The organism is Photobacterium sanguinicancri (genome assembly GCF_024346675.1).
GTDB classification, from domain to species: domain Bacteria; phylum Pseudomonadota; class Gammaproteobacteria; order Enterobacterales; family Vibrionaceae; genus Photobacterium; species Photobacterium sanguinicancri.
On sequence record NZ_AP024850.1, the window covers coordinates 3,273,915 to 3,295,505 of the forward strand.

At 44.9% G+C, this 21,591-nt stretch carries 22 protein-coding genes; 12 read left to right on the plus strand and 10 right to left on the minus strand.

Going from position 1 to position 21,591, the window contains the following annotated elements:
* Positions 1-17: 17 nt before the first annotated feature.
* Positions 18-857, minus strand: a complete 840-nt coding sequence (djlA, locus tag OCU87_RS14995; RefSeq protein WP_062691757.1) for a co-chaperone DjlA — start codon at positions 855-857, stop codon at positions 18-20.
* 175 nt (positions 858-1,032) lie between these two features.
* Between djlA and lptD the strand changes: the two genes are divergently transcribed.
* The 6 genes from lptD (at position 1,033) to OCU87_RS15025 (ending at position 7,930) form a co-directional block, all read left to right on the plus strand.
* Positions 1,033-3,432, plus strand: coding sequence for an LPS assembly protein LptD (gene lptD, locus OCU87_RS15000; protein ID WP_261857493.1), 2,400 nt, complete (start codon positions 1,033-1,035; stop codon positions 3,430-3,432).
* 80 nt (positions 3,433-3,512) lie between these two features.
* Positions 3,513-4,832, plus strand: coding sequence for a peptidylprolyl isomerase SurA (surA, locus tag OCU87_RS15005; RefSeq protein ID WP_261857494.1), 1,320 nt, complete (start codon positions 3,513-3,515; stop codon positions 4,830-4,832).
* The gene (gene pdxA / locus OCU87_RS15010) at positions 4,819-5,811 is read left to right on the plus strand and encodes a 4-hydroxythreonine-4-phosphate dehydrogenase PdxA (RefSeq protein ID WP_062691753.1); all 993 of its coding nucleotides are present in this window, start codon (positions 4,819-4,821) and stop codon (positions 5,809-5,811) included. The genes surA and pdxA overlap by 14 nt, the downstream gene beginning before the upstream one ends.
* Complete coding sequence (gene rsmA / locus OCU87_RS15015) at positions 5,808-6,620, plus strand: 16S rRNA (adenine(1518)-N(6)/adenine(1519)-N(6))-dimethyltransferase RsmA (protein ID WP_094956085.1); 813 nt, start codon at positions 5,808-5,810, stop codon at positions 6,618-6,620. The genes pdxA and rsmA overlap by 4 nt, the downstream gene beginning before the upstream one ends.
* 102 nt (positions 6,621-6,722) lie before the next feature.
* Positions 6,723-7,103, plus strand: a complete 381-nt coding sequence (gene apaG / locus OCU87_RS15020; protein ID WP_261857495.1) for a Co2+/Mg2+ efflux protein ApaG — start codon at positions 6,723-6,725, stop codon at positions 7,101-7,103.
* Between the two features lie 8 nt (positions 7,104-7,111).
* A complete protein-coding gene (locus OCU87_RS15025) occupies positions 7,112-7,930 on the plus strand; it encodes a symmetrical bis(5'-nucleosyl)-tetraphosphatase (protein ID WP_261857496.1) in 819 nt (272 codons plus the stop codon).
* 126 nt (positions 7,931-8,056) lie between these two features.
* Here OCU87_RS15025 and folA read toward each other — a convergent pair whose 3' ends face one another.
* The 7 genes from folA to rplU form a co-directional block, all read right to left on the minus strand.
* Positions 8,057-8,539 (minus strand): type 3 dihydrofolate reductase, encoded by a 483-nt coding sequence (gene folA / locus OCU87_RS15030; protein ID WP_261857497.1) that lies wholly within the window; start codon positions 8,537-8,539, stop codon positions 8,057-8,059.
* Between the two features lie 54 nt (positions 8,540-8,593).
* A complete protein-coding gene (locus OCU87_RS15035; RefSeq protein ID WP_062691748.1) occupies positions 8,594-9,067 on the minus strand; it encodes a threonine/serine exporter family protein in 474 nt (157 codons plus the stop codon).
* A complete protein-coding gene (locus OCU87_RS15040; RefSeq protein ID WP_094956080.1) occupies positions 9,067-9,855 on the minus strand; it encodes a threonine/serine exporter family protein in 789 nt (262 codons plus the stop codon). The genes OCU87_RS15035 and OCU87_RS15040 overlap by 1 nt, the downstream gene beginning before the upstream one ends.
* A gap of 130 nt (positions 9,856-9,985) precedes the next feature.
* Positions 9,986-11,158, minus strand: a complete 1,173-nt coding sequence (cgtA, locus tag OCU87_RS15045; protein WP_261857498.1) for an Obg family GTPase CgtA — start codon at positions 11,156-11,158, stop codon at positions 9,986-9,988.
* An 85-nt stretch (positions 11,159-11,243) separates the two neighbouring features.
* Positions 11,244-12,173, minus strand: a complete 930-nt coding sequence (locus OCU87_RS15050) for a DMT family transporter (protein WP_062691744.1) — start codon at positions 12,171-12,173, stop codon at positions 11,244-11,246.
* Positions 12,174-12,304: 131 nt separating this feature from the next.
* A complete protein-coding gene (gene rpmA / locus OCU87_RS15055) occupies positions 12,305-12,562 on the minus strand; it encodes a 50S ribosomal protein L27 (RefSeq protein WP_062691743.1) in 258 nt (85 codons plus the stop codon).
* 17 nt (positions 12,563-12,579) lie between these two features.
* Complete coding sequence (gene rplU, locus OCU87_RS15060; protein ID WP_062691742.1) at positions 12,580-12,891, minus strand: 50S ribosomal protein L21; 312 nt, start codon at positions 12,889-12,891, stop codon at positions 12,580-12,582.
* A 279-nt stretch (positions 12,892-13,170) separates the two neighbouring features.
* Between rplU and ispB the strand changes: the two genes are divergently transcribed.
* Both ispB and OCU87_RS15070 read left to right on the plus strand, forming a co-directional pair.
* Positions 13,171-14,142, plus strand: coding sequence for an octaprenyl diphosphate synthase (ispB, locus tag OCU87_RS15065; protein WP_261857499.1), 972 nt, complete (start codon positions 13,171-13,173; stop codon positions 14,140-14,142).
* Positions 14,143-14,305: 163 nt separating this feature from the next.
* Complete coding sequence (locus OCU87_RS15070; protein ID WP_062691739.1) at positions 14,306-14,497, plus strand: hypothetical protein; 192 nt, start codon at positions 14,306-14,308, stop codon at positions 14,495-14,497.
* Between the two features lie 79 nt (positions 14,498-14,576).
* On the opposite strand, the gene mdh is transcribed toward OCU87_RS15070, so the two are convergent.
* The gene (mdh, locus tag OCU87_RS15075; RefSeq protein ID WP_094956077.1) at positions 14,577-15,515 is read right to left on the minus strand and encodes a malate dehydrogenase; all 939 of its coding nucleotides are present in this window, start codon (positions 15,513-15,515) and stop codon (positions 14,577-14,579) included.
* Positions 15,516-15,909: 394 nt separating this feature from the next.
* Here mdh and argR point away from each other — a divergent pair, with 394 nt between their 5' ends.
* The 4 genes from argR to OCU87_RS15095 all read left to right on the plus strand — a co-directional run bounded on the left by argR (position 15,910) and on the right by OCU87_RS15095 (position 20,869).
* On the plus strand, positions 15,910-16,380 hold the full coding sequence (gene argR, locus OCU87_RS15080; protein WP_062691860.1) for a transcriptional regulator ArgR: 471 nt from the start codon (positions 15,910-15,912) through the stop codon (positions 16,378-16,380).
* 299 nt (positions 16,381-16,679) lie between these two features.
* The gene (locus OCU87_RS15085) at positions 16,680-17,651 is read left to right on the plus strand and encodes a TAXI family TRAP transporter solute-binding subunit (protein ID WP_094956076.1); all 972 of its coding nucleotides are present in this window, start codon (positions 16,680-16,682) and stop codon (positions 17,649-17,651) included.
* Between the two features lie 126 nt (positions 17,652-17,777).
* Positions 17,778-20,363 (plus strand): TRAP transporter permease, encoded by a 2,586-nt coding sequence (locus tag OCU87_RS15090; protein WP_261857500.1) that lies wholly within the window; start codon positions 17,778-17,780, stop codon positions 20,361-20,363.
* 56 nt (positions 20,364-20,419) lie between these two features.
* Positions 20,420-20,869 carry a universal stress protein gene (locus tag OCU87_RS15095; protein WP_062691736.1) on the plus strand — a complete coding sequence of 150 codons (450 nt, stop codon included), beginning with the start codon at positions 20,420-20,422 and terminating at the stop codon, positions 20,867-20,869.
* Positions 20,870-20,969: 100 nt separating this feature from the next.
* Here the strand turns inward: OCU87_RS15095 and OCU87_RS15100 are convergent, their stop codons facing one another.
* Positions 20,970-21,584: a flavin prenyltransferase UbiX gene (locus OCU87_RS15100; RefSeq protein WP_062691734.1), complete on the minus strand. Its 615-nt coding sequence runs from the start codon at positions 21,582-21,584 to the stop codon at positions 20,970-20,972.
* Positions 21,585-21,591: the final 7 nt, after the last annotated feature.

Here is a 21,591-nt window from a genome sequence, read left to right on the forward strand (position 1 = left end):
TACGTTTAATGCGATTATCACTTATCGTTTTTTTCTTTACGAATCAGATCATAAGCCGCTTGTAGTTCTTGCGTTTTTTGCTTCGCAATTTCCATCATTTCAGGCGGTAGACCTTTAGCTGCAAGCTTATCGGGATGATGTTCATTCATTTGTTTACGATAAGCTCGCTTTAGCTCTTGCGAAGAAGCCGTTGGACTGACGCCTAACACGTCATAAGCTGCTGCCAACTGATCTTTACTTGGCGGTGCTTTGAAGCCTCCAGCGCCCTGCTGCTGATGAAAGCCCCCTTGCTGAAAACGAAACGCGGCTTCTTGCATGTGAAGGCGCTGTTCCAATTGCTGCTCAGAGAAACCGAGGTAGCGTGCAATAACATGCAATAGTTGACGTTCATTGGGATGAAGCGACCCATCAGCAAACGCCGCTTGGATTTGTAATTCGAGGAAGAATTGCAGTAAATCAGCCCGACCAGCACAATTTTGGCGAACGCGTTGTAGCGTTTCTTCTAACGGGAAATCATCGTTTTTTCCTTCACGAAATGCATTTTGAGCCTGACGACGTGATTCGCCCTGTAACCCCATGCGTTCCATGATCGCTGTTGCGACGCGAATCTCTTCTTGTGTTACTCGCCCTTTCGCTTTGGCCATATGCCCCATGACAGCAAAACCAGCATGGAAGAAGTCAGCCTGACGTTCAGCTTGGTTAGCACGATTGCCACCAAAACCACCGAATCCGCCAACATAAACATTTCGTCGCGCTTTATCGAACTTATGGCCTAAAAATAGACCTAAGAACAAACCAAAAGGGCCACCAAGAAGGAAACCAAAAAATGCGCCAAGTATTTTGCCCCACACCTGCATTCGATACTCTCTGGTAATTTGCTAAATTTAAAATATATTTTGCTCGACAACATTGTCGAAAACGTGCTGTCGAGTAGAATTTGCATTATGATAGCTGTCATTTATCGGGAATGCTTGTAAAAAGCGCCACCAATTCACGACGCGACAAAAATTCAATACAGGAATGTGAAATTAGATGTCATTAACCTCCCGCAGCATACTTGCAACCATGATCAGCCTTGCCCTTTATGGACCGGCGATGGCAGATGACAATCCACAAGCAGCTAATAACATCACTAACAATACCACCCCACAAGTACCCCAAGCAAAGCAATTGCCTATGCTTGAAGTTTCTGATGAGGGATTATCAGGGATAGAGGTCGTTAAAGGCACCTGTATAGCCCCTAAAGATCGCTCACAAAATATTAACAACGAACCCATTCGTATCAGCTCAGATCAAGCTGATGCCGAAAATGCAATAGCCATCACTTATACTGGTGATGTTGTCGTTAAACAAGGCCACCGCACTATAGCTGCAGACACTGCTACGTATCATCAGCCAGATAACAGTGTCACAGCTGAAGGCAATGTCTATTTTCATGATGGTGGGATGGAAGTGTATTCCGAGCGACTAGAAAGTGATCTAGACACCGAAGATTCCGAAATGGAAAACGCAGTGTATAGCATGACTTGTGAACCAGGCCGTGGCGAAGCTGAAAAAGTCATTAAAGACGGACTGGAATATTATCGTTTAAAAAACGGTACTTATACGACCTGTCCAGCAGGCGATCAAAGTTGGCGCTTTTCAGCAACCAGTATTGAACGTGAAACAGATTCACCATTTGCTAACTTATACAATGCGCGCTTTGAAGTCGCTGATGTGCCTATTTTCTATTTACCATACCTACGAGTTCCCGTTGGCAATGAACGCTTAACCGGCTTCCTCTATCCAAGTATGAAACTAAACTCAAGAGATGGTTTTACACTTGAAACCCCGTTCTATTGGAATATCGCCCCTAACTACGATATGACAATAGCACCTAAGTACATGACCAATCGTGGTTTACAGTTAAATACGGAATTCCGTTATTTAACCGTCTTTGGCTCAGGCAGTATCAAAAGTGAGTTCTTAGGTAGTGACCAAAAATCCCCCGATCTCGGGGAACGCTGGGCATTCAATATTAATCACACGGGTGTATACCAAAGCCACTGGCTCTTTGAAGTCGATTACAGCAAAGTGAGTGATGTCGCTTACTTCAACGACATCGACTCCAACATCGGTAAACGTGAAGATAACAACTTACTGCAAACTGCCGAGGCATCTTACCGAGAGACAAATTGGGATGCCACACTACGAGTTCGTGATTTCCAGCCTCTCACAACAGGGGTATCTTCGAACTACCGCTTAATGCCACAAGTCGAGGCGAACTATTATCGTCCTGACTTACCGTATGGCCTCGACTTTTCAATGAACAGCCACATCAGTCGATTTGAAAATGATGACCCTAATAAGCCATCTGCAGATCGTTTGCACCTAGAGCCAACATTAACGCTGCCTTACTCAACGCCTTGGTGGTCTGTTACTTCAGAAGCCAAGTTAATGTACAGCTACTATAACCAACAATTTGATAAAAATGTGTCTGCCAATGAGCACTTAGAAGAAAGTGTCTCGCGCATGATCCCAAGCGCACGTGTACACTCAGGCTTATATTTAGAGCGAAACACCAGCCTTTGGGGTGACGCATATACCCAAAGCCTAGAGCCTCAAGTTCAATACCTGTATGTCCAAAATGTCGATCAGAAAAATATTTATGATGCCTACGACACCACATTGTTGCAAACCGACTATTACGGATTATTCCGTGATACACGTTATTCCAGTGTTGATCGCATTGCTGCCGCGAATCAATTTACTGTAGGTGCATCAACACGTTACTTTGACAATCAATACATTGAACGATTTAACCTTTCGATTGGCCAAATTTTCTACTTGAATCCGGGGGCTGCAGACATTGATGCTAGTAGTGACGAAGCGTCGCCAAACTATTCAGCAACCGCTTTAGAGTCTGATTTTAACTACGATGATTGGCTATTTTTCCACGGCGGCTTACAATTTGACGCTGGTAACAGCGATATCCAATTTGCCAACTCGACCTTGGAATATCGTGAATCAAGTTTCTTTACTCAAGTAAACTACCGCTATGTGTCGAAAGAATATATTAAGAGCAGCTTGAAAGATAACAATGACATAGACAAATACACCAATGATGGTATTTCACAAGCAGGCATTGTTACTGGCTTCCCTATCTATGATGGCTTCAGTGTTCGTGGAGACTATTACCACGACCTTACTGAAAGCCAAATGATAGAGAGTCAAATAGCCCTTAATTACCGTACGTCTTGTTGGTTAATCAGCGTTGGCTATAACAAATACCTCGTTTCTCGCGGTGATGTTCGTTTTGAGAGTCCAACCTATGATAGTAATGTCAGTATTTCCTTTAGCCTATTAGGGCTGGCTGGAGTGAACAATTTTGGCGCATCAACCGCCAGTGGTAATGCAATCGGTTATGGTCAACCTTTCAATCTAAACAACTAATTACGTATCCTGATGTCTAACGCGATAGCGATTTGTACATCACGATAAATTTACGCGCACAGCGCAATATGGAAATCAGTATGAAGAAGTGGAAGTCCTCACTACTAGGTCTAATGATATGGGGTGCAGCTGCAAGTAGCTTCGCCGCTCCAACTGAAATGGATAAAGTTGTCACAATAGTGAATGACAGCGTGATTTTGCAAAGTGATATCGACGCAATGCTAAAAACGGTGCGTCTTAATGCTGCCGATCAAAATCAAGCATTGCCTGCAACAGACGTGCTTACTGAGCAGGTCAAAGAAAAGTTGATCATTGAAGCACTGCAAATTCAGCAAGCTGAGCAATTTGGTATTCGTATTGACGACAATAAGTTAGATCAATCAATCCAGCAGATGCTTAAGCAACAGCAAATGACGTTGCCTCAGCTTCAGAAAAAGCTAGCAGACAATGGTATCAGTTACGCGATGTTCCGCGAGCAAATGCGTCGTGATATTACGGCAAGTGAAGCACGTACAATTCAGGTGCGTCGTCGCATTAACATTCTTCCTCAAGAAGTCGACACGTTAGCTGAACAGCTTAACGCTCAGAACTTACAAGGCGTGCAATACAATGTTAGTCACATCCAAATTCGTGTAGAAGATGACGCGGATAAAGCAGAACGTGACGATGCAGAACAACAAGCAAAAACCTTGGTTAAAGAGCTCAATAACGGCGCTGATTTTGCCAACCTAGCCTATAGCTACTCAAAAGGTCCTAAGGCCCTTCAGGGTGGTGAATGGGGTTGGATGCGCCAAGAAGAAATGCCAACTATCTTTGCTGATGAAATCAAATCTCATGGTAAAGGCGCAATCATTGGCCCTTTCCGCAGTGGTATTGGCTACCACATCATCAAAATTAATGATGTAAAAGGCTTAGAAACCGTTTCTGTCACCGAAGTTAAAGCGCGCCATATCTTAATCAAAACCTCGGTAATCCTAAGCGATGAGGCCGCTAAACATCAGCTTGAACAAGCACGTAATGCCATCATTGCTGGCGATCAAAGTTTTGCAGCAGCCGCTGAAGCATTAAGTGCAGATCCTGGCTCTGCGGCTAATGGTGGTGAACTTGGTTGGCACACACCCGATATTTATGTTCCTGAATTTAAAGATAAGGTAGAAACCATCAGCGAAGGCGTTATCAGTGAACCATTCAAAACAGTGCATGGTTGGCACATTGTTGAAGTAATGGATCGCCGTAATGTTGACCGTACTGATGCCGCAGTTAAAAACCGCGCATACCAAATTCTATTTAGCCGTAAGTTCAATGAAGAAGCACAAGCATGGCTGCAAGAACTTCGGGCTGGTGCGTATATTGAACAGCTAAACAACAATAACAATGGTGACGATAATGAGCGAAGTTAAGCGCCTTGCCATTACCCCTGGTGAACCAGCGGGGATTGGCCCTGATTTAGTGCTCGCAATGGCACAACAAAATTGGCCACATGAGCTTGTTATTTGTGCTAACGCTCAGCTTATGGTAGAACGTGCAGCCCTATTGGGTCTCGACATCACCATTAGGGATTACAACTCAGCTCTGCCTGCTCAGCCACACCAAGCAGGTACCTTGGTCGTGGCTAACTGCGCATTAGCCGCAGAGGTGACGCCAGGCACTCTCGATGAGAAGAACGGCCACTATGTGTTAGCAACCTTAGAACGAGCAGCACAAGGATGTATGCAAGGTGAATTTGCCGCTGTTGTTACAGGCCCTGTGCACAAAGGTGTTATTAACCGTGCAGGGGTTTCATTCAGTGGCCATACTGAGTTTTTTGCGCAACAGTCAGATACCGCACAAGTGGTGATGATGCTAGCAACGGAAGGATTACGTGTCGCACTAGTGACAACCCATATTCCTTTAGCTTATGTATCAAAAGCGATTACTGAAGAGCGTCTAAAAGATGTGATTCGAATTTTACATCACGACTTAGTGACAAAATTTGGTATTGAACAACCGAACATTTATGTTTGTGGCTTAAACCCACACGCAGGTGAAGAAGGGTGTTTAGGGATGGAAGAGATCGAAGTGATCACCCCCGCACTTGAACAGCTTCGTCACCAAGAAAATATGAATCTGATTGGCCCATTGCCAGCAGATACCATTTTCCAAGAAAAATATTTAGCTGATGCCGATGCGGTATTAGCGATGTATCACGATCAAGGGCTACCGGTGCTTAAATACAAAGGCTTCGGTAATTCGGTTAACATTACGTTAGGCCTGCCCTTTATCAGAACTTCAGTAGATCATGGTACCGCACTGGAACTCGCAGGTACTGGACAGGCGGACACGGGTAGCCTTTGGACAGCGCTATCACACGCCCTCGAATTGGTAGAAAAACAAGCATGAGCAGCGATCAAGTCCACCTAGGTCACCGTGCGCGTAAGCGCTTTGGCCAGAACTTTTTGAACGACCCTTTTATCATTGATGGCATTGTATCTTCGATCAATCCTCTTCCAGGTCAAAACTTGGTAGAAATCGGCCCAGGTCTTGGTGCTATCACCGAACCTGTGGGCAGATTAGTTGATAAATTCTCTGTTATTGAACTTGATAGAGACTTAGCAGCACGCCTACGCAACCACCCAGATTTAGCTGATAAGCTAACGATCTATGAAGGTGATGCGATGCGTTTTGACTTTACTCAACTAATAAAAGAAAACAACAAGCTGCGTATTTTCGGTAACTTGCCGTACAACATTTCAACGCCGCTAATGTTCCATTTATTTACGTTCCACCAACACGTACAAGACATGCACTTCATGCTACAAAAAGAAGTGGTTAACCGTCTTGCAGCGGGTCCTGGTAGTAAAGCGTATGGCCGCTTGACGGTGATGGCACAGTACTACGCTAAAGTAACCCCTGTGTTAGAAGTACCGCCAGAGTCTTTCACACCAGCACCAAAAGTAGATTCTGCGGTTGTTCGCCTAACGCCATATGAAACACTACCGCATCCATGTACTAACCTTAAGTGGTTAGACCGTGTATGCCGTGAAGGCTTCAACCAACGCCGTAAAACAATTCGTAACTGTTACAAGGCGCTATTTACTGTTGAACAGTTAGAAGCACTTGGCGTGAACCCAGGCCATCGTCCTGAAAACATCACGTTAGAGCAATTTGTTGCTATGGCTAATTGGCTGGATGCCCAAAACGCTAAATAACGGATTCGACAGCCTCTTCATAGAGGCTGTCGGCTTACCCTCTTGGTATCCGTGTATTTCCTCGATCCATAGATGAAATACAAAGAGAAAGGAAGCAAGCCAATGAAAACACAGTATCCGACTATCAAATGCCACGTCGCCACTCACTATCTTGCCGATCGTTCCGAACCTGAAAACCAACGCTTCGTCTTTTCCTATACAGTCACCATCGCCAATTTAGGTCGAGGCAATGCCAAACTACTCACCCGTTATTGGTTAATTACTGACGCCAATGGCAAGCAACTCGTGATTGAAGGGGAAGGAGTGGTTGGCGAGCAACCTAATATCATTGCGCACGAAGAATATACCTATACCAGCGGCACCATTATTGAAACACCAGTTGCCGTCATGCAAGGTCGCTATTCCATGCAAACAGACGATGGGGAAACATTCGACGCTGAAGTCCCTCCTTTCCGACTCGCTATTCCCAATATTTTGCATTAAGGAGCCTTATGGCCACCTACCTCGTTGGCGATATTCAAGGTTGCCTTGATGATTTGCGTTATCTGTTAGATCAAGCGCAATTTAACCCACTGAATGATGAATTATGGCTAGCGGGCGATCTGGTCGCCCGTGGCCCTCAATCTTTGGAAACGCTACGCTTTGTCAAAAATCTCGGCAAGAATGCAACCACAGTACTAGGCAATCATGATTTACATCTATTGGCCGTTGCTGAAGGCATTGCCAAGTGTAAAGCGAAAGATAAAACCCAAGCCATACTCGATGCCGATGACAGCCAAGAGCTGCTTGAATGGCTACGTCAGCAACCTTTACTTGCAGAGCACCCTAAGTATTCTTTTGTCATGGTGCATGCAGGTATTCCCGTACAGTGGGATTTAGAGCAAGTGCAGCAGCAAGCTCGACGTGTTGAAGCCGTACTTCAATCGGATCGCTACCTATGGCTACTTAAAAACATGTACGGCGACGGGCCAAATCAATGGTCTGCATCACTGACAGAATTGGAACAGCTTCGTTTCACCATCAATGCTTTAACGCGTATGCGATTTTGTTACCCCGATGGCAAGCTCGATATGGATTGTAAACTTTCACCGGGAGAGGCTGACATCGGTGAATTAGTGCCATGGTTTCAACTACCGCGAGCAAAGCAGCTAAATAAGAAAATTATTTTTGGTCATTGGGCTGCGCTGATGGGACATGAAGATGAGCACGTTATCGGATTGGATACAGGATGTGTATGGGGCAACAGTATGACGCTACTACGTTGGGAGGATGGACAGCGCTTCGTCAAAGAATGTCCACTTTATGCGTAATGACGGTCTGTTTGTCTTCAATACTTGCGGTATAAAACAATATAAAAGAAAAGGGTGAGATCAGAGAGCTCACCCTTCAGGCTATTAGTAATCACTCACCTTGACTGAATCTAGAGTCGCTATACTTTATACACGTTCAAGTATCACAAACCGCATGTCATAGGCATTTTTATCATCAGCTTGATAACCTTCTTCTTGGCTAACAGACCAACCCTGCCCCCAATCGGGAAAGCAAGTATCGCCATCAAGGTCAGCATCAATGAAGGTTAAATACAAAGCATTTGCCATCGGTAAGCAAGCTTGATAAATACTACCACCGCCGATAACCATCAACTCTTCAATATCGCCAGCCGCGATAATCGCTGCATCAATATCAGCAACAACCGTGACCCCTTCCGCTTGGTAGTCCGCATTACGACTAATTACAATATTTTGGCGGCCAGGTAATGGACGACCTATCGACTCAAACGTCTTGCGGCCCATCACAATCGGTTTACCGAGTGTTGAGCGTTTAAACCAGGCAAAATCAGCAGGTAAATGCCATGGCATTGCATTGTCTTTACCAATAATTCGGTTATTCGCCATCGCGGCAATCATACTGATTTTCATCTAAAATCCTCTGGTTTTATCATCCATCACAGCGCTTCCCGATCTTAAGAAGCATTACACTACTGGTCGGCGACGATAAAACAATAGCCCTGGCATTGCCAGCCCTATTGCCAGTGCTGCGACGATAAACACCGCCTTCACACCATTATCCATCAATGCAGCTAATAACTGAGGGTTATAACCTTTGTGGTTAATTTCAACAATCGCAATCATGGCTTTAAAAGCAAACACTCCCGGTACCATTGGGATCATCGCCGCGACAGTAAACACTTTAGGGTGGGCCAGAAAACGGTGAGACCAATGCACACCAATCATGCCCACTAAGGTCGCGGCACATAATGTCGCCCACTCAATCGGCACGCCATAATGCATCAGTAAAAAGCGACAACCGTGACCAAGTGCGCCACCAATTGCGCAATATTTCAATGCCTTTTGTGGCACGTTAAATACAAGCGCAAATCCTACAGCAGGAATAGATGCGAAGAACATGTCATTCAACAAGGCAAGCAGTAACGATGACGTATCCATTATAACCACCCCCAAACACCGAGCACATTCATCGCGACCACGATACCTAAACTGGTTGATAACGTCAGTAAGGTGGCCATCGTCCAGCGAGCAATGCCCATATTGGCGTAGCCTTTCACCATATCTGATACCGCATTAATCAAAGGAAAGCCGGGCACAAACATCAGTACTGATGATGCCATCGCAAGAAATGGAGTCTCGCCAATGTGATATACCTGCCCAAAGCCAGCAATCAAGGTCGTCACAAATGCAGACACCCCAAAGTTAACTAAGGGGTTAAAATGGGCATGTGCAATTTCTTGTCGAACGAACATGCCAACCGCAGACGCGACAAAGGTAAGCGCAAATACAGGCCAATCTCCTCCCGCTAAACGACTGAAAGAAGCGCAAGATAGGCCGATCATCACAATGACTAAAAAACGGTTATAGCGCATCGGCTGCACTTCTTCGAGACGATCATGGACCGACTCAAGATCCAACAAACCCCGTTCAGCCATAATACAAATACGTTGAATATCGGTGACGACCTGCATATTGATCCCACGATCTTGGCAACGTCTTGTGGTCGTTATACAGCGCCCTTGATGTAATGTGGTGATCACCATTGAGCTTGCAGATAACGACACCTCTACGCTATCCACACCTAACGCTAACCCTAAACGTCGCGTCACTTCCATCACTAAGGTACTTTCCGCCCCGTGCTGTAACAACTTTTGACCCGCACCAACGGCTAAACGTGAAATTTCACGCTGCTGAGGCTCTGTTAATGATTGTTCTGGTGATGACATCCTGTTCCCTCAATCTAGTATCACTTGCAAATTATCATACAAAGCGAGATCCTCAGTGTTGATTAGGCACAAAAAAAGCCGCTCATCTCTGAGCGGCTTTCGTTTATTATTTTATCGACAAGATAAAAGATTAAGGTTTGTAGATGATTTCAACATCGTAATCATCTTCATTCCAATTATCCCAATCATCATCGTCGTCATCGCTGTCTTCAGCTTCTTTCATTTTCTGGGTATGGTAATCATCCCATTTGAAGTCCACTTTATCTTCAGGCGCTTCTTCAACAAGTGCTTCAGCAGGCATCGTTTCGATAAGTTCCATCAAATCGTAAGACAGTTGCTGAAGACCCATGCGATTGATCGCTGAGATGCTGTAGTGCTTATCTTCCCACGCTAATGCTTCTAAGATCTCTTCGATCTTCGCTTGTGCATCTTCGTCAGAAAGAAGATCTACTTTATTGAAAATTAACCAACGTGGCTTATTCGACAGTTTGTCACTGTACTGTTCAAGCTCGTTAATAATCGTAAATGCATTTTCAATCGGATCTGAACCATCAGCAGGTAAAAGGTCGATCATGTGCAGTAACACACGACAACGCTCTAAGTGCTTCAAGAAACGAATACCTAAACCAGCACCATCCGCTGCACCTTCGATAAGGCCAGGAATGTCAGCAACCACGAAGCTACGATCATCACCCACACGAACAACACCAAGGCTTGGTACTAGTGTCGTAAACGGGTAATCAGCAACTTTAGGTTTTGCCGCAGATACAGAACGAATGAAAGTTGATTTACCCGCATTTGGTAAACCAAGCATGCCCACGTCAGCCAACAACAGTAGCTCTAAACGTAAGTGACGAATTTCACCTTTTGTACCCATGGTCTTTTGACGTGGAGCACGGTTAACCGATGATTTAAAACGTGTGTTACCTAAACCGTGGAAGCCACCTTTAGCCACCATGATTTTCATACCATGCTCGGTAAGATCGGCAATCACTTCACCCGTTTCTTCATCAACAGCACGTGTACCAACAGGCACAGATAACACACTATCTTCACCACGTTTACCCGTACAGTTACCACCGCGACCATTCTCACCACGTACCGCAGCATGAAAACGCTCAAAACGGAAATCGATCAAAGTATTCAGGTTTTCGTCAGCCAGTAGGTATACATCGCCGCCATCGCCGCCATCACCACCGTCAGGACCACCACGAGGAACATACTTTTCAGTACGGAAACTAACGGTACCATTACCGCCATCACCCGCATCAACGCGGATTACCGCTTCATCTACAAATTTCATTTTTCTCTCCGCGCTGTGGCGTTTAATTACAAGGCAACGACAACCTATCGCTATCACTACCTGTATTAACTATTGCAAATAGCCGTTACACATTACGCTGTCGGATGAATTTATGCCCAATAGCACAAAACATAGCACCGCTCACGACAACCAAGGCGCCTAGATACCCAAGAATATTCAAAGGTGCAGCCACAAAAAATTGCGGCCAAACAAGGCTAGCTAAATCAACAAATATGATCGTAAACAAGGGAGCTAAAGTTATCACTGCGCTCACTTGCGATGCCTGCCAGCGTGCCATTGCTTCTGCAAATGCACCGTAACCGACAAGCGTATTTATACAGCAAAACATCAACATGCCTAGCTGTCTCGAATCCATTAGTAACAGTTGCTCTGGCTCTGCCATCGGTGTCAGCATGACGGCACAAATAACGTAGATCATTAATAAGATCTGTGCAGAACTGTAGTGCTTTAACAACTGCTTTTGGGCAAGCCCATACACCACCCAAACTAAGGCGGCTAACACTGCTAATGATACGCCAACTGTATAACCAGTAAAACTAGTGAACAGTTCTAACAAGCGTTCATTAAAGAACAATAGCAAACCAAGAAGTAAGCACCCCACCCCTAAAATCTGGTGGACCCCAAGTTTTTCTTTAAACACCCAAGCACTGGAGATCAACAAGATCACGGGTGCCAATTGGATGATCACTTGAACAACGGGGGGATGTAAATATTCTAGCGCACTATTGAAAAGAACAAAGTTTCCAGCAAGGCCAATGCTCGCTAATATGAGAATAACGGCACTGCTTTTGCCACCTACTAACCGCGTAGGTAGTTGTTTACGAAAGCCTAATATCAACCCAAGCCCAATAGAAGCCGTAAGAAAGCGATACCAAACGATAGTAAAAGGTGACATCACTTCGACAGCCTGCTTCATCGCAATAGGTAGCGCCCCCCAAAATACAGCGGTGGTTAGCGCCAAAGCGATGCCTATTGTCGTGTTTTTACTCGACATACAGACCCCTCAATGTGACTTATATCATGTATTTATCATCAGCAGAGCCAAACTCACACATCAAAATAAACACCGACATAATAAAAAGCCCCGCCAATTGGCAGGGCTTTGATATTCATTACGAGGCTAAATTATTCAGCTTCGATAGAAATGAATTTACGGTTTTTAGGACCTTTAACTTCGAACTTCACTTTACCGTCAGATAGAGCGAATAGAGTGTGGTCTTTACCGCAACCTACGTTGTTACCAGCGTGGAATTTAGTACCACGTTGACGTACGATGATGTTACCTGCAAGTACAGATTCGCCACCGAAACGCTTAACACCTAGGCGTTTGCTTTCTGAATCACGGCCGTTATTAGTAGAACCGCCAGCTTTTTTATGTGCCATTTTTTATTCTCCTGTTATTAAGCGCTGATGCCAGTAATTTTGACTTCAGTGAACCACTGACGGTGGCCCATTTGCTTACGAGAATGCTTACGGCGACGGAACTTAACGACTTTAATTTTATCGCCACGACCGTGTGTAACAACTTCAGCTGTTACTTTACCGCCAGCTACGAAAGGTGCACCAACGGTAACTTCTTCACCGTTAGCTACTAGAAGAACACTGTCAAACTCAACGTTTGCGCCAGTTTCTGCGTCTAGTTTTTCCAAGCGTAAGGTTTGGCCTTCGCTCACTCGGTGTTGTTTACCACCACTTTGGAAAACAGCGTACATGTCTTACTCCGCTTTTCCGCATAGGCCATCTGCCACGGTTAAATATTGGGCAATGGGTATGCGCTTAATCTTGTCATCAATAGGGCGCGAATGTTACGTGAAATCGCATCTTCTGGCAAGCGATTAAACAAAAAAATTGGCGAAAAGCTATTCACAAACGAAAGTCACGTGATTCACCCCCTTAGAGGTTAGGAAGATACCACATTTTTGTGTAATATTCGGGCATCAATTAAAAATAACTTTCCGCCTTTGCGGGGTCTCTTTTAGCTGGATGTATTAATGGATTTTAAAGCTATCCAAGCGCTTACCGCCTTAGATATGGCGGAAGTTGACGCGAAGATACAAGCACAACTTAATTCCGACGTAGCACTCATTAACCAACTGGGTTTTTACATTGTCAGTGGAGGTGGAAAACGCCTTCGCCCAATGCTGTCGGTAATAGCCGCTCGAGCTCTTGGCTACGAGGGTGAAAAACATACAACTGCAGCGGCTTTTGTCGAATTTATCCATACCGCAACATTGCTTCATGATGACGTGGTTGACGAGTCTGACATGCGCCGTGGAAAAGAAACGGCGAACGCTGCATTTGGCAATGCGGCGAGTGTGTTAGTTGGCGATTATATCTACACCCGTTCATTCCAAATGATGACCAGCTTACGCTCACTGCGTATTCTCGACATCATGAGTGAAGCCACCAATGTTATTGCCGAAGGTGAGGTTCAGCAGTTAATGAACTGCAACGATCCAAATACCACCGAAAATAGCTACATGCAGGTCATTTACTCGAAAACGGCACGCCTTTTTGAAGCCGCAACCCAAGTAGCCGCTATCATTGCAGAGGCACCTGAAGAAATTGAACTCGCGCTACAGGAATACGGCCGTTACCTAGGGACTGCTTTTCAACTTATCGATGATGTTCTCGATTACATCGCAGATGGTAAAGAGATGGGCAAAAACGTCGGTGACGATCTGGCCGAAGGGAAACCAACACTCCCATTGCTTCACGCCATGCATAATGGCAACGATGAGCAAGCAGCGATGATTCGTGAAGCCATTGAGAAAGCCAATGGTATGGACAAGCTTGATGCGATTTTAGCGTGTATGCACCAAGCTGGCTCACTGGAATACACTCAACAACGTGCAGAGGAAGAGGCGGACAAAGCAATTGCTTCGCTTTCACCACTGCCAGAGTCACCTTACAAAGATGCATTGGTCGCCCTCGCCCACTTAGCCGTGAAGCGAAATAAATAACCGCACATACCTTCGACTAAAAGCCTGCCTAACCGCAGGCTTTTTTATTTGTGGTCTCACTTTCTCTCTCGCTCAATAAGGATCTTCTATGATCTAAACAGCACTCAGATCGTATAACGCTTATCTGAGGTGCGTTTTTACAAAGGTAAGAAGGAATTATGAAATGCAGGCTACCGATTTAAAGCAAGGTATGTGGGTTGAGCATCAACATGAGATCGCAGAAGTGATAAGCATCGATCCAAACAACAACACAGTGATCATCGAAAACCAAAACGATCATCAACGATCCACGGTGTCATGTGAAGAGATCCCAGATCAACCACAGCTTCATGCCGGCTGTGATCGCTATTATTAATACGTTTGAATTGACATAAAAAAGCGGCAGATCTGCCGCTTTTTCATTAATAAAATTCAAGAAGCTCTACGCGAAGACATTATTTCGCAGCAAACTCTTCGCCTTTCGCGATATCGCCTTGAAGTGTTTCTAACATACTTTCTAGTGCTTGTTGCTCAAATTCACTTAGACTACCGTAGTCCATCACTTCTTCTACACCTTCTTTACCAAGAAGAACAGGTTGAGCAAAGAAGCGAGCATGCTTGCCATCACCTTCAACATAAGCACACTCAACGACACTCTCTTCACCTTGCAGCGCACGAACAAGTGCTAGACCAAAACGACATGCCGCCTGACCCATAGACAAGGTTGCAGAACCGCCACCCGCTTTCGCTTCAACAACTTCCGTACCCGCATTCTGAATACGTGGTGTCAATGCTTGGACTTCTGCTTCTGTGAACTCAACGCCTTCTACTTGAGATAATAGCGGAAGGATTGTTACACCCGAGTGCCCACCGATAACAGGAACACGTACATTACATGGCTCAGTGCCTTTTAGTTCAGCCACAAAAGTTTCAGAACGAATAACATCCAGTGTCGTTACGCCAAACAATTTACGTTTGTCGTATACGCCCGCTTTTTTCAGTACGTCAGCAGCAATGGCTACAGTGGTATTTACTGGATTAGTAATAATACCGACACAAGCTTTTGGACATACCACAGCAATTTTTTCAGCCAATGATTTAACAATACCGGCATTCACATTAAAGAGATCAGCACGGTCCATACCAGGTTTACGTGCAACACCTGCTGAAATTAAAACAACATCAGCACCTTCTAACGCAGGAGTTGGATCTTCACCACAATAACCTTTAATAGATACAGGTGTTGGGATATGGCTAAGATCAACTGCGACACCAGGTGTAACAGGGGCTATGTCATAAAGAGCAAGGTCAGAACCTGCAGGTAAGCGGTTTTTCAATAGCAAAGCCAACGCTTGGCCGATACCACCAGCAGCACCAATGACAGCAACTTTCATATTCGTTCTCCTTTACGATAGAAGTATATTTTTCAGACCAAAATCAATCACATTAACTAATTGTCTCACGATTCTTTTGAGCGATCCTTTATGATCAATTAATTAATCTGGTTAAAACGTTATAGCAAGCCCAAAAGAAATACAATCAAACACCACTTGGTTTGCGAAGTCACGCATAAGGTGCAAAGAATGTGCTAGAAAGATGGATTAGTCTGCTCGATCATGAGGTTTAAATCCAATCACTTCCCCTCCTAATAATGCTTAAATCTATCCGAATATGATTAATAATTTTCCGTAATAGTGACTAGAACATCAGTTTCCATGAACACTGTTTGCTACAACTAGCATGCTTATGCAAAAATACGCTACCTCGTCCCTGTTCATACTAAAAATCATGCGCAATTCAGATAAGCAAGAACGTCTAATCAAAGCTTTTAAATCAATCTTGAAAGAAGAGAAATTCAGCTCTCAAGGTGAAATTGTTGATGCTCTTAAAGCTCAAGGGTTCGAAAATATTAACCAATCGAAAGTATCCCGCATGCTGACTAAGTTCGGTGCGGTACGAACCCGTAATGCAAAAATGGAAATGGTGTACTGCCTTCCTGTTGAACTAGGTGTTCCAACAACCTCTAGTCCACTGAAAGAATTAGTAATGGAAGTTGGCTACAACAGTGCCTTAGTGGTTATCCATACTGGCCCAGGTGCTGCACAAGTTATCGCCCGTTTACTGGATTCTTTAGGTAAAGCAGAAGGTATTCTTGGTGTTGTTGCGGGGGATGATACTATTTTCATTACTCCAACAAACACCATCACTACTGAAGACCTATACGCCTCTGTATGTGAACTGTTTGATTATAGTAATTAAAACATTATAACTGGGTAGCCTGCTACCCAGTTATAAAGTGAGACAACTCTCACATTCACACAAAACCACCGTCCCTCACAGTTTCGATTCAACACTTTGATTTTTAACATTAATCAAACATTTCTCCCCACCCCACTTTGTTACTTATTCTTTACCAAACACCAAAACTGTTAACATTGTTTTAAACTTATGGTTTAGTTTTGCTATTATCATCATGATTTGCATCTCGCAATGATGCCGTTTCCAACGATGGAAAGCATTTCCATATGCACGATAACAACAATGAGGAAGGGATAAACATGGCATTGAAACAACTATTAAAAGTTAGTGCTATCGCGGCTGTATTTGCCGCATCTGGTATGGCTAACGCCCAAGAGTTTATTACGATTGGTACTGGTTCTGTAACCGGCGTTTACTACCCAACAGGTGGTGCTATTTGTAAGCTTGTAAATAAAGATCGTAAAGAACACAAAGTGCGTTGTTCTGTCGAGTCTACAGGCGGTTCAATTTACAACGTAAATACCATGCGAGCGGGTGAATTAGATTTCGGTATCGTTCAATCTGATTGGCAATACCATGGCTACAACGGTACGAGTAAATTCAAGGAGCAAGGCCCGTATAAAAAGTTACGCGCTGTATTCTCTCTTCATACCGAACCATTCAACATTATCGCCCGTTCTGATGCAGGCATTAATGGTGTTGAAGATCTAAAAGGCAAACGCGTCAATATCGGTAACCCTGGCTCTGGTGACCGTGCAACCATGGGCGTTGTTATGGATGCACTAGGTTGGACCAATGCAGACTTTAAACTGGCTTCCGAGCTAAAAGGCTCTGAGCGTTCACAAGCCCTTTGTGATAATAAAATCGATGCCTTCATTTATATGGTTGGCCACCCAAATGGATCTATCAAAGAAGCAACAACATCATGTGACGCAAAACTAGTACCTGCTGAAGGTGCTGTCATTGACAAAATTGTTGCCGACAACCCTTACTACGCAAAAAGTACAGTCCCAGGTGGCATGTACAAAGGTACCGATGGCGATGTAAACAGCTTTGGTGTTGCAGCAACACTGGTTTCATCAACAGATGTTTCTGATGATGTGGTTTACGCACTCGTTAAATCTGTCTTCGAGAACTTCGATACCTTTAAGCGCCTACACCCTGCATTTGCCAACCTAAAACCAGAGTTGATGGTGAAAGATGGTCTATCTATTCCATTACACCCTGGAGCTGTTCGCTACTACAAAGAAAAAGGTTACCTACCAAAGTAATTGCTTTCAACTAAAGTTAAGAGGCACTTGCTGCCAATCTATGCGCCGCCTCTGCGGCGCATAGTGCTTTATAGAACACAACATCTATAACAAATAATAAATCAGCCCATCGAAGAAGGATGATGCATGACGAAGACAACGCAAACGTCGGCAGATGTGCAGGATATGGTGGCGCAGGCAGACACAGGGGCAAGGAACCCTGTTGGTCTTGCCGGACGTATCTTATGGTTTGTACCTTTATGCTGGTCACTGTTTCAGCTTTGGTACGCTTCACCACTGCCATTTATTTTTAATTTCGCCATTCTAAATGACACAGAAGCCCGTTCTGTTCACTTAGCTTTCGCTATTTTCTTAGCCTTTACTGCCTACCCCGCCTTAAAACGCTCACCTCGAGATCATATTCCTGTTATTGACTGGATACTTGCTCTCTCAGGAAGCTTTGCTGCGGCTTATATCTATATTTTCTATACCAGTCTTGCTGAGCGTTCAGGCGCCCCAACCCAAGTCGACATCATTGTCGCGGTTGCAGGAATGATTTTGCTGCTCGAAGCAACCCGTCGTGCATTAGGTCCACCACTGATGGTGGTCGCAGCAGTCTTCCTGCTGTACACCTTCGGCGGCCCACACATGCCCGATGTAATCGCCCATAAAGGCGCTAGCCTCAATAAAGCGATGTCACACTTGTGGCTCACCACAGAAGGGGTATTCGGAGTTGCATTAGGGGTTTCAACCTCATTCGTCTTTTTGTTTGTGCTATTTGGTGCCATGTTAGAACGTGCAGGCGCGGGCGCATACTTTATCAAAGTCGCTTTTTCTCTACTCGGTCACATGCGAGGCGGCCCAGCCAAAGCTGCAGTTGTCGCTTCAGGTCTCTCAGGGCTGGTTTCTGGATCATCTATTGCAAATGTTGTCACCACTGGTACTTTCACTATTCCATTAATGAAGCGTGTTGGCTTTCCGGGTACCAAAGCGGGCGCCGTCGAAGTAGCCGCTTCTACCAATGGTCAGTTAACGCCTCCCATTATGGGGGCCGCTGCATTCTTGATGGTTGAGTATGTAGGAATTTCCTATGTTGAAGTCATTAAAGCAGCATTACTTCCGGCTTTAATCTCCTACATTGCACTGCTTTATATTGTCCACCTTGAAGCCTGTAAAGCCGGCATGTCAGGACTTCCGCGTCGTTACAAACCGACGATGGCACAAAGCTTATTGTCCTTCACTGGCACTATTTTAGGCTTAGTCGTGATAAGTGCAGCTGTATATTATGGTATCGGTTGGACCAAAGGGGTGTTTGGCGCAGCTGCAACCCCGATGATCGCGGTCGTGGTACTTATTGCTTACGTGGCCTTAGTACGTTATTCGGCAAGCTATCAAGATCATATTATGGAAGATCCTGATCAAGAACTGACCGAAGTACCAGAACCTGGCCCGACGGTTAAATCAGGTTTGTACTTCCTTTTACCTATCGTTGTTCTGGTGTGGTGTCTAACCGTTGAACGCTTTTCACCGGGGCTATCTGCGTTTTGGGCTACCATCTTTATGATCTTCATCTTGCTAACACAGCGCCCGCTATTAGCGCTGTTTAATAAAGAAAAGACACTACCAGATGCAGCGATGGAAGGCGTTCACGATTTACTCGAGAGCTTAGTATCAGGTGCGCGAAATATGATTGGTATCGGGGTCGCCACGGCCGCTGCAGGTACTGTCGTTGGCGTTGTAACTCTGACGGGGATCGGGCTCGTGATGACAGATTTTGTCGAGTTCATCTCTGGCGGTAATATCATTATGATGCTTATCTTTACGGCTATCATTAGCCTGATACTGGGCATGGGCTTACCTACCACAGCAAATTACATCGTTGTTTCGACCTTAATGGCTCCCGTTATTGTTACTTTAGGTGCGCAAAATGGGCTTATCATTCCATTAATTGCGGTGCACCTGTTCGTGTTCTATTTCGGGATCCTCGCCGACGATACCCCACCAGTCGGCTTGGCGGCTTTTGCCGCTGCTGCAATCGCAAAATCAGACCCCATAAGGACAGGTATTCAAGGGTTTACCTACGACATCCGTACTGCAATCTTACCCTTCATGTTCGTCTTTAATACCCAGCTATTGATGATGAATATTGATTCTTGGTGGCACCTATTACTCACAGTTCTATCCGCAGTAATAGCCATGTTGACCTTCTCTGCAGCCACTCAAGGGTGGTGGTTTACTAAAACAAAATGGTGGGAAGTCGCGGCACTATTAATTATTACCTTCTCATTATTCCGCCCTGGTTTTTGGTGGGATATGGTTTACCCGCCGAAACATGAAATGCCTGGCACACTCATTGTTGATGCCACAGATAAGCTCGCTATTGGTGAACCTATCGAGCTGCAAGTTTCAGGAGAAAACCTTGAAGGAAGAATCATTACTAAACATGTGCGATTACCTTTCGATGAATCCGCTGTGAACCCAGACGATCGTATTGCCTCTACAGGCCTGATGCTTCGCCAAGATGGTGACAAAATGCTCGTTGATATGATCGAGTTTGGAAGCCCAGCAGAAGCGGCTGGAATCGACTTCGACTGGGAAATCACCAAAGTGAGCCTTCCGGCGGTTAGGCCAATGAAAGAATGGGTCTTTGTACCCACTTTATTATTGCTGATTGCTTTAGGATGGAATCAACGTCGACGTGCGCGATTAACGCAAATGTCCACAACAGCATAACCTCATTGTCAGGGAAGCGAACCTTCCCTGATAATGCTATTTGCAAAGAGACGACTATGTATAAACAAATTTTGGTTCCAGTAGATCTCAATGAGCAAGGCTTTGCGGATAAAGCCGTTGAGCTTGCGGTGTGGCACGCCAGACAAAGCAACGCAACCATCCATTTATTGAACGTACTGCCCGGCATTCACATGTCGATAGTATCAAGCTACTTTCCCAAAGATGCCGCGCGGAAAATGCGACAAGATGCTCAGGCACAACTAAAAGCTTTTGCGGAAAAATACATTCCTGATGAAGTGCTCCATCATCAATATGTTTCAGAAGGAAAGACATGGAGCACTATCATCGATAATGCCACCCGTGTAGGTGCCGATCTGATCATAATGCCAAGCCATCAACGCTCAAAACTCGATAAAGTTATGCTCGGTTCTGTGGCGGCAAAAGTAGTCGAAAACTCTCCGATTAATGTTTTGGTACTCAAGCCACAAAGTCTCGTTGCTGAGTAGTTCCCAGCCTTAATACCACTTGCATCCAATAAAAAAGCTCGCATTAGCGAGCTTTATCTTTGTGCTTTATTCAATATAGATTGAACAAATTATCAGCCACTTAGCGATGGTCATAACCCCAACGTGGCACTAGCCCTTGCTCTATGCCTAAATGATCCAATATTCTCGCCACCATAAAGTCGACTAAATCATCAATCGATTGTGGTTGGTGATAAAAACCAGGGGCGGCGGGCATAATAGTGACACCCATTTTAGATAGCTTGAGCATATTCTCGATATGCAAGGTCGAAAATGGCGTTTCACGTACCACCATCAATAGCTGCCCGCGCTCTTTCATCACCACATCTGCGGCACGCTCTAATAGGTTATCCGACATACCATGTGCCACTGATGCCAAGGTACCAGCCGAACAAGGACATACGACCATTTTTTTCGGTGCAGCAGAACCCGATGCAACCGGTGAAAACCAATCTTCTTTACCGCACACCTCTAGTTTACTGGCATCACAGGCGAGGTGATCAACCAAGGCTTTTTTTGCGGCTTCAGGGCCCGATGGTAACTTCAAACCATGCTCTGTCGCTAATACCACCCGCGCAGCAGACGATATCAATAAGTACACCTGATAGTCAGCAGCCAGCAAGCATTCGAGCAAGCGTAAACCATAAGGTGCACCGGAGGCGCCTGTCCACGCAAGTGTGATCCGTTTGTCGGTCATTTTACTT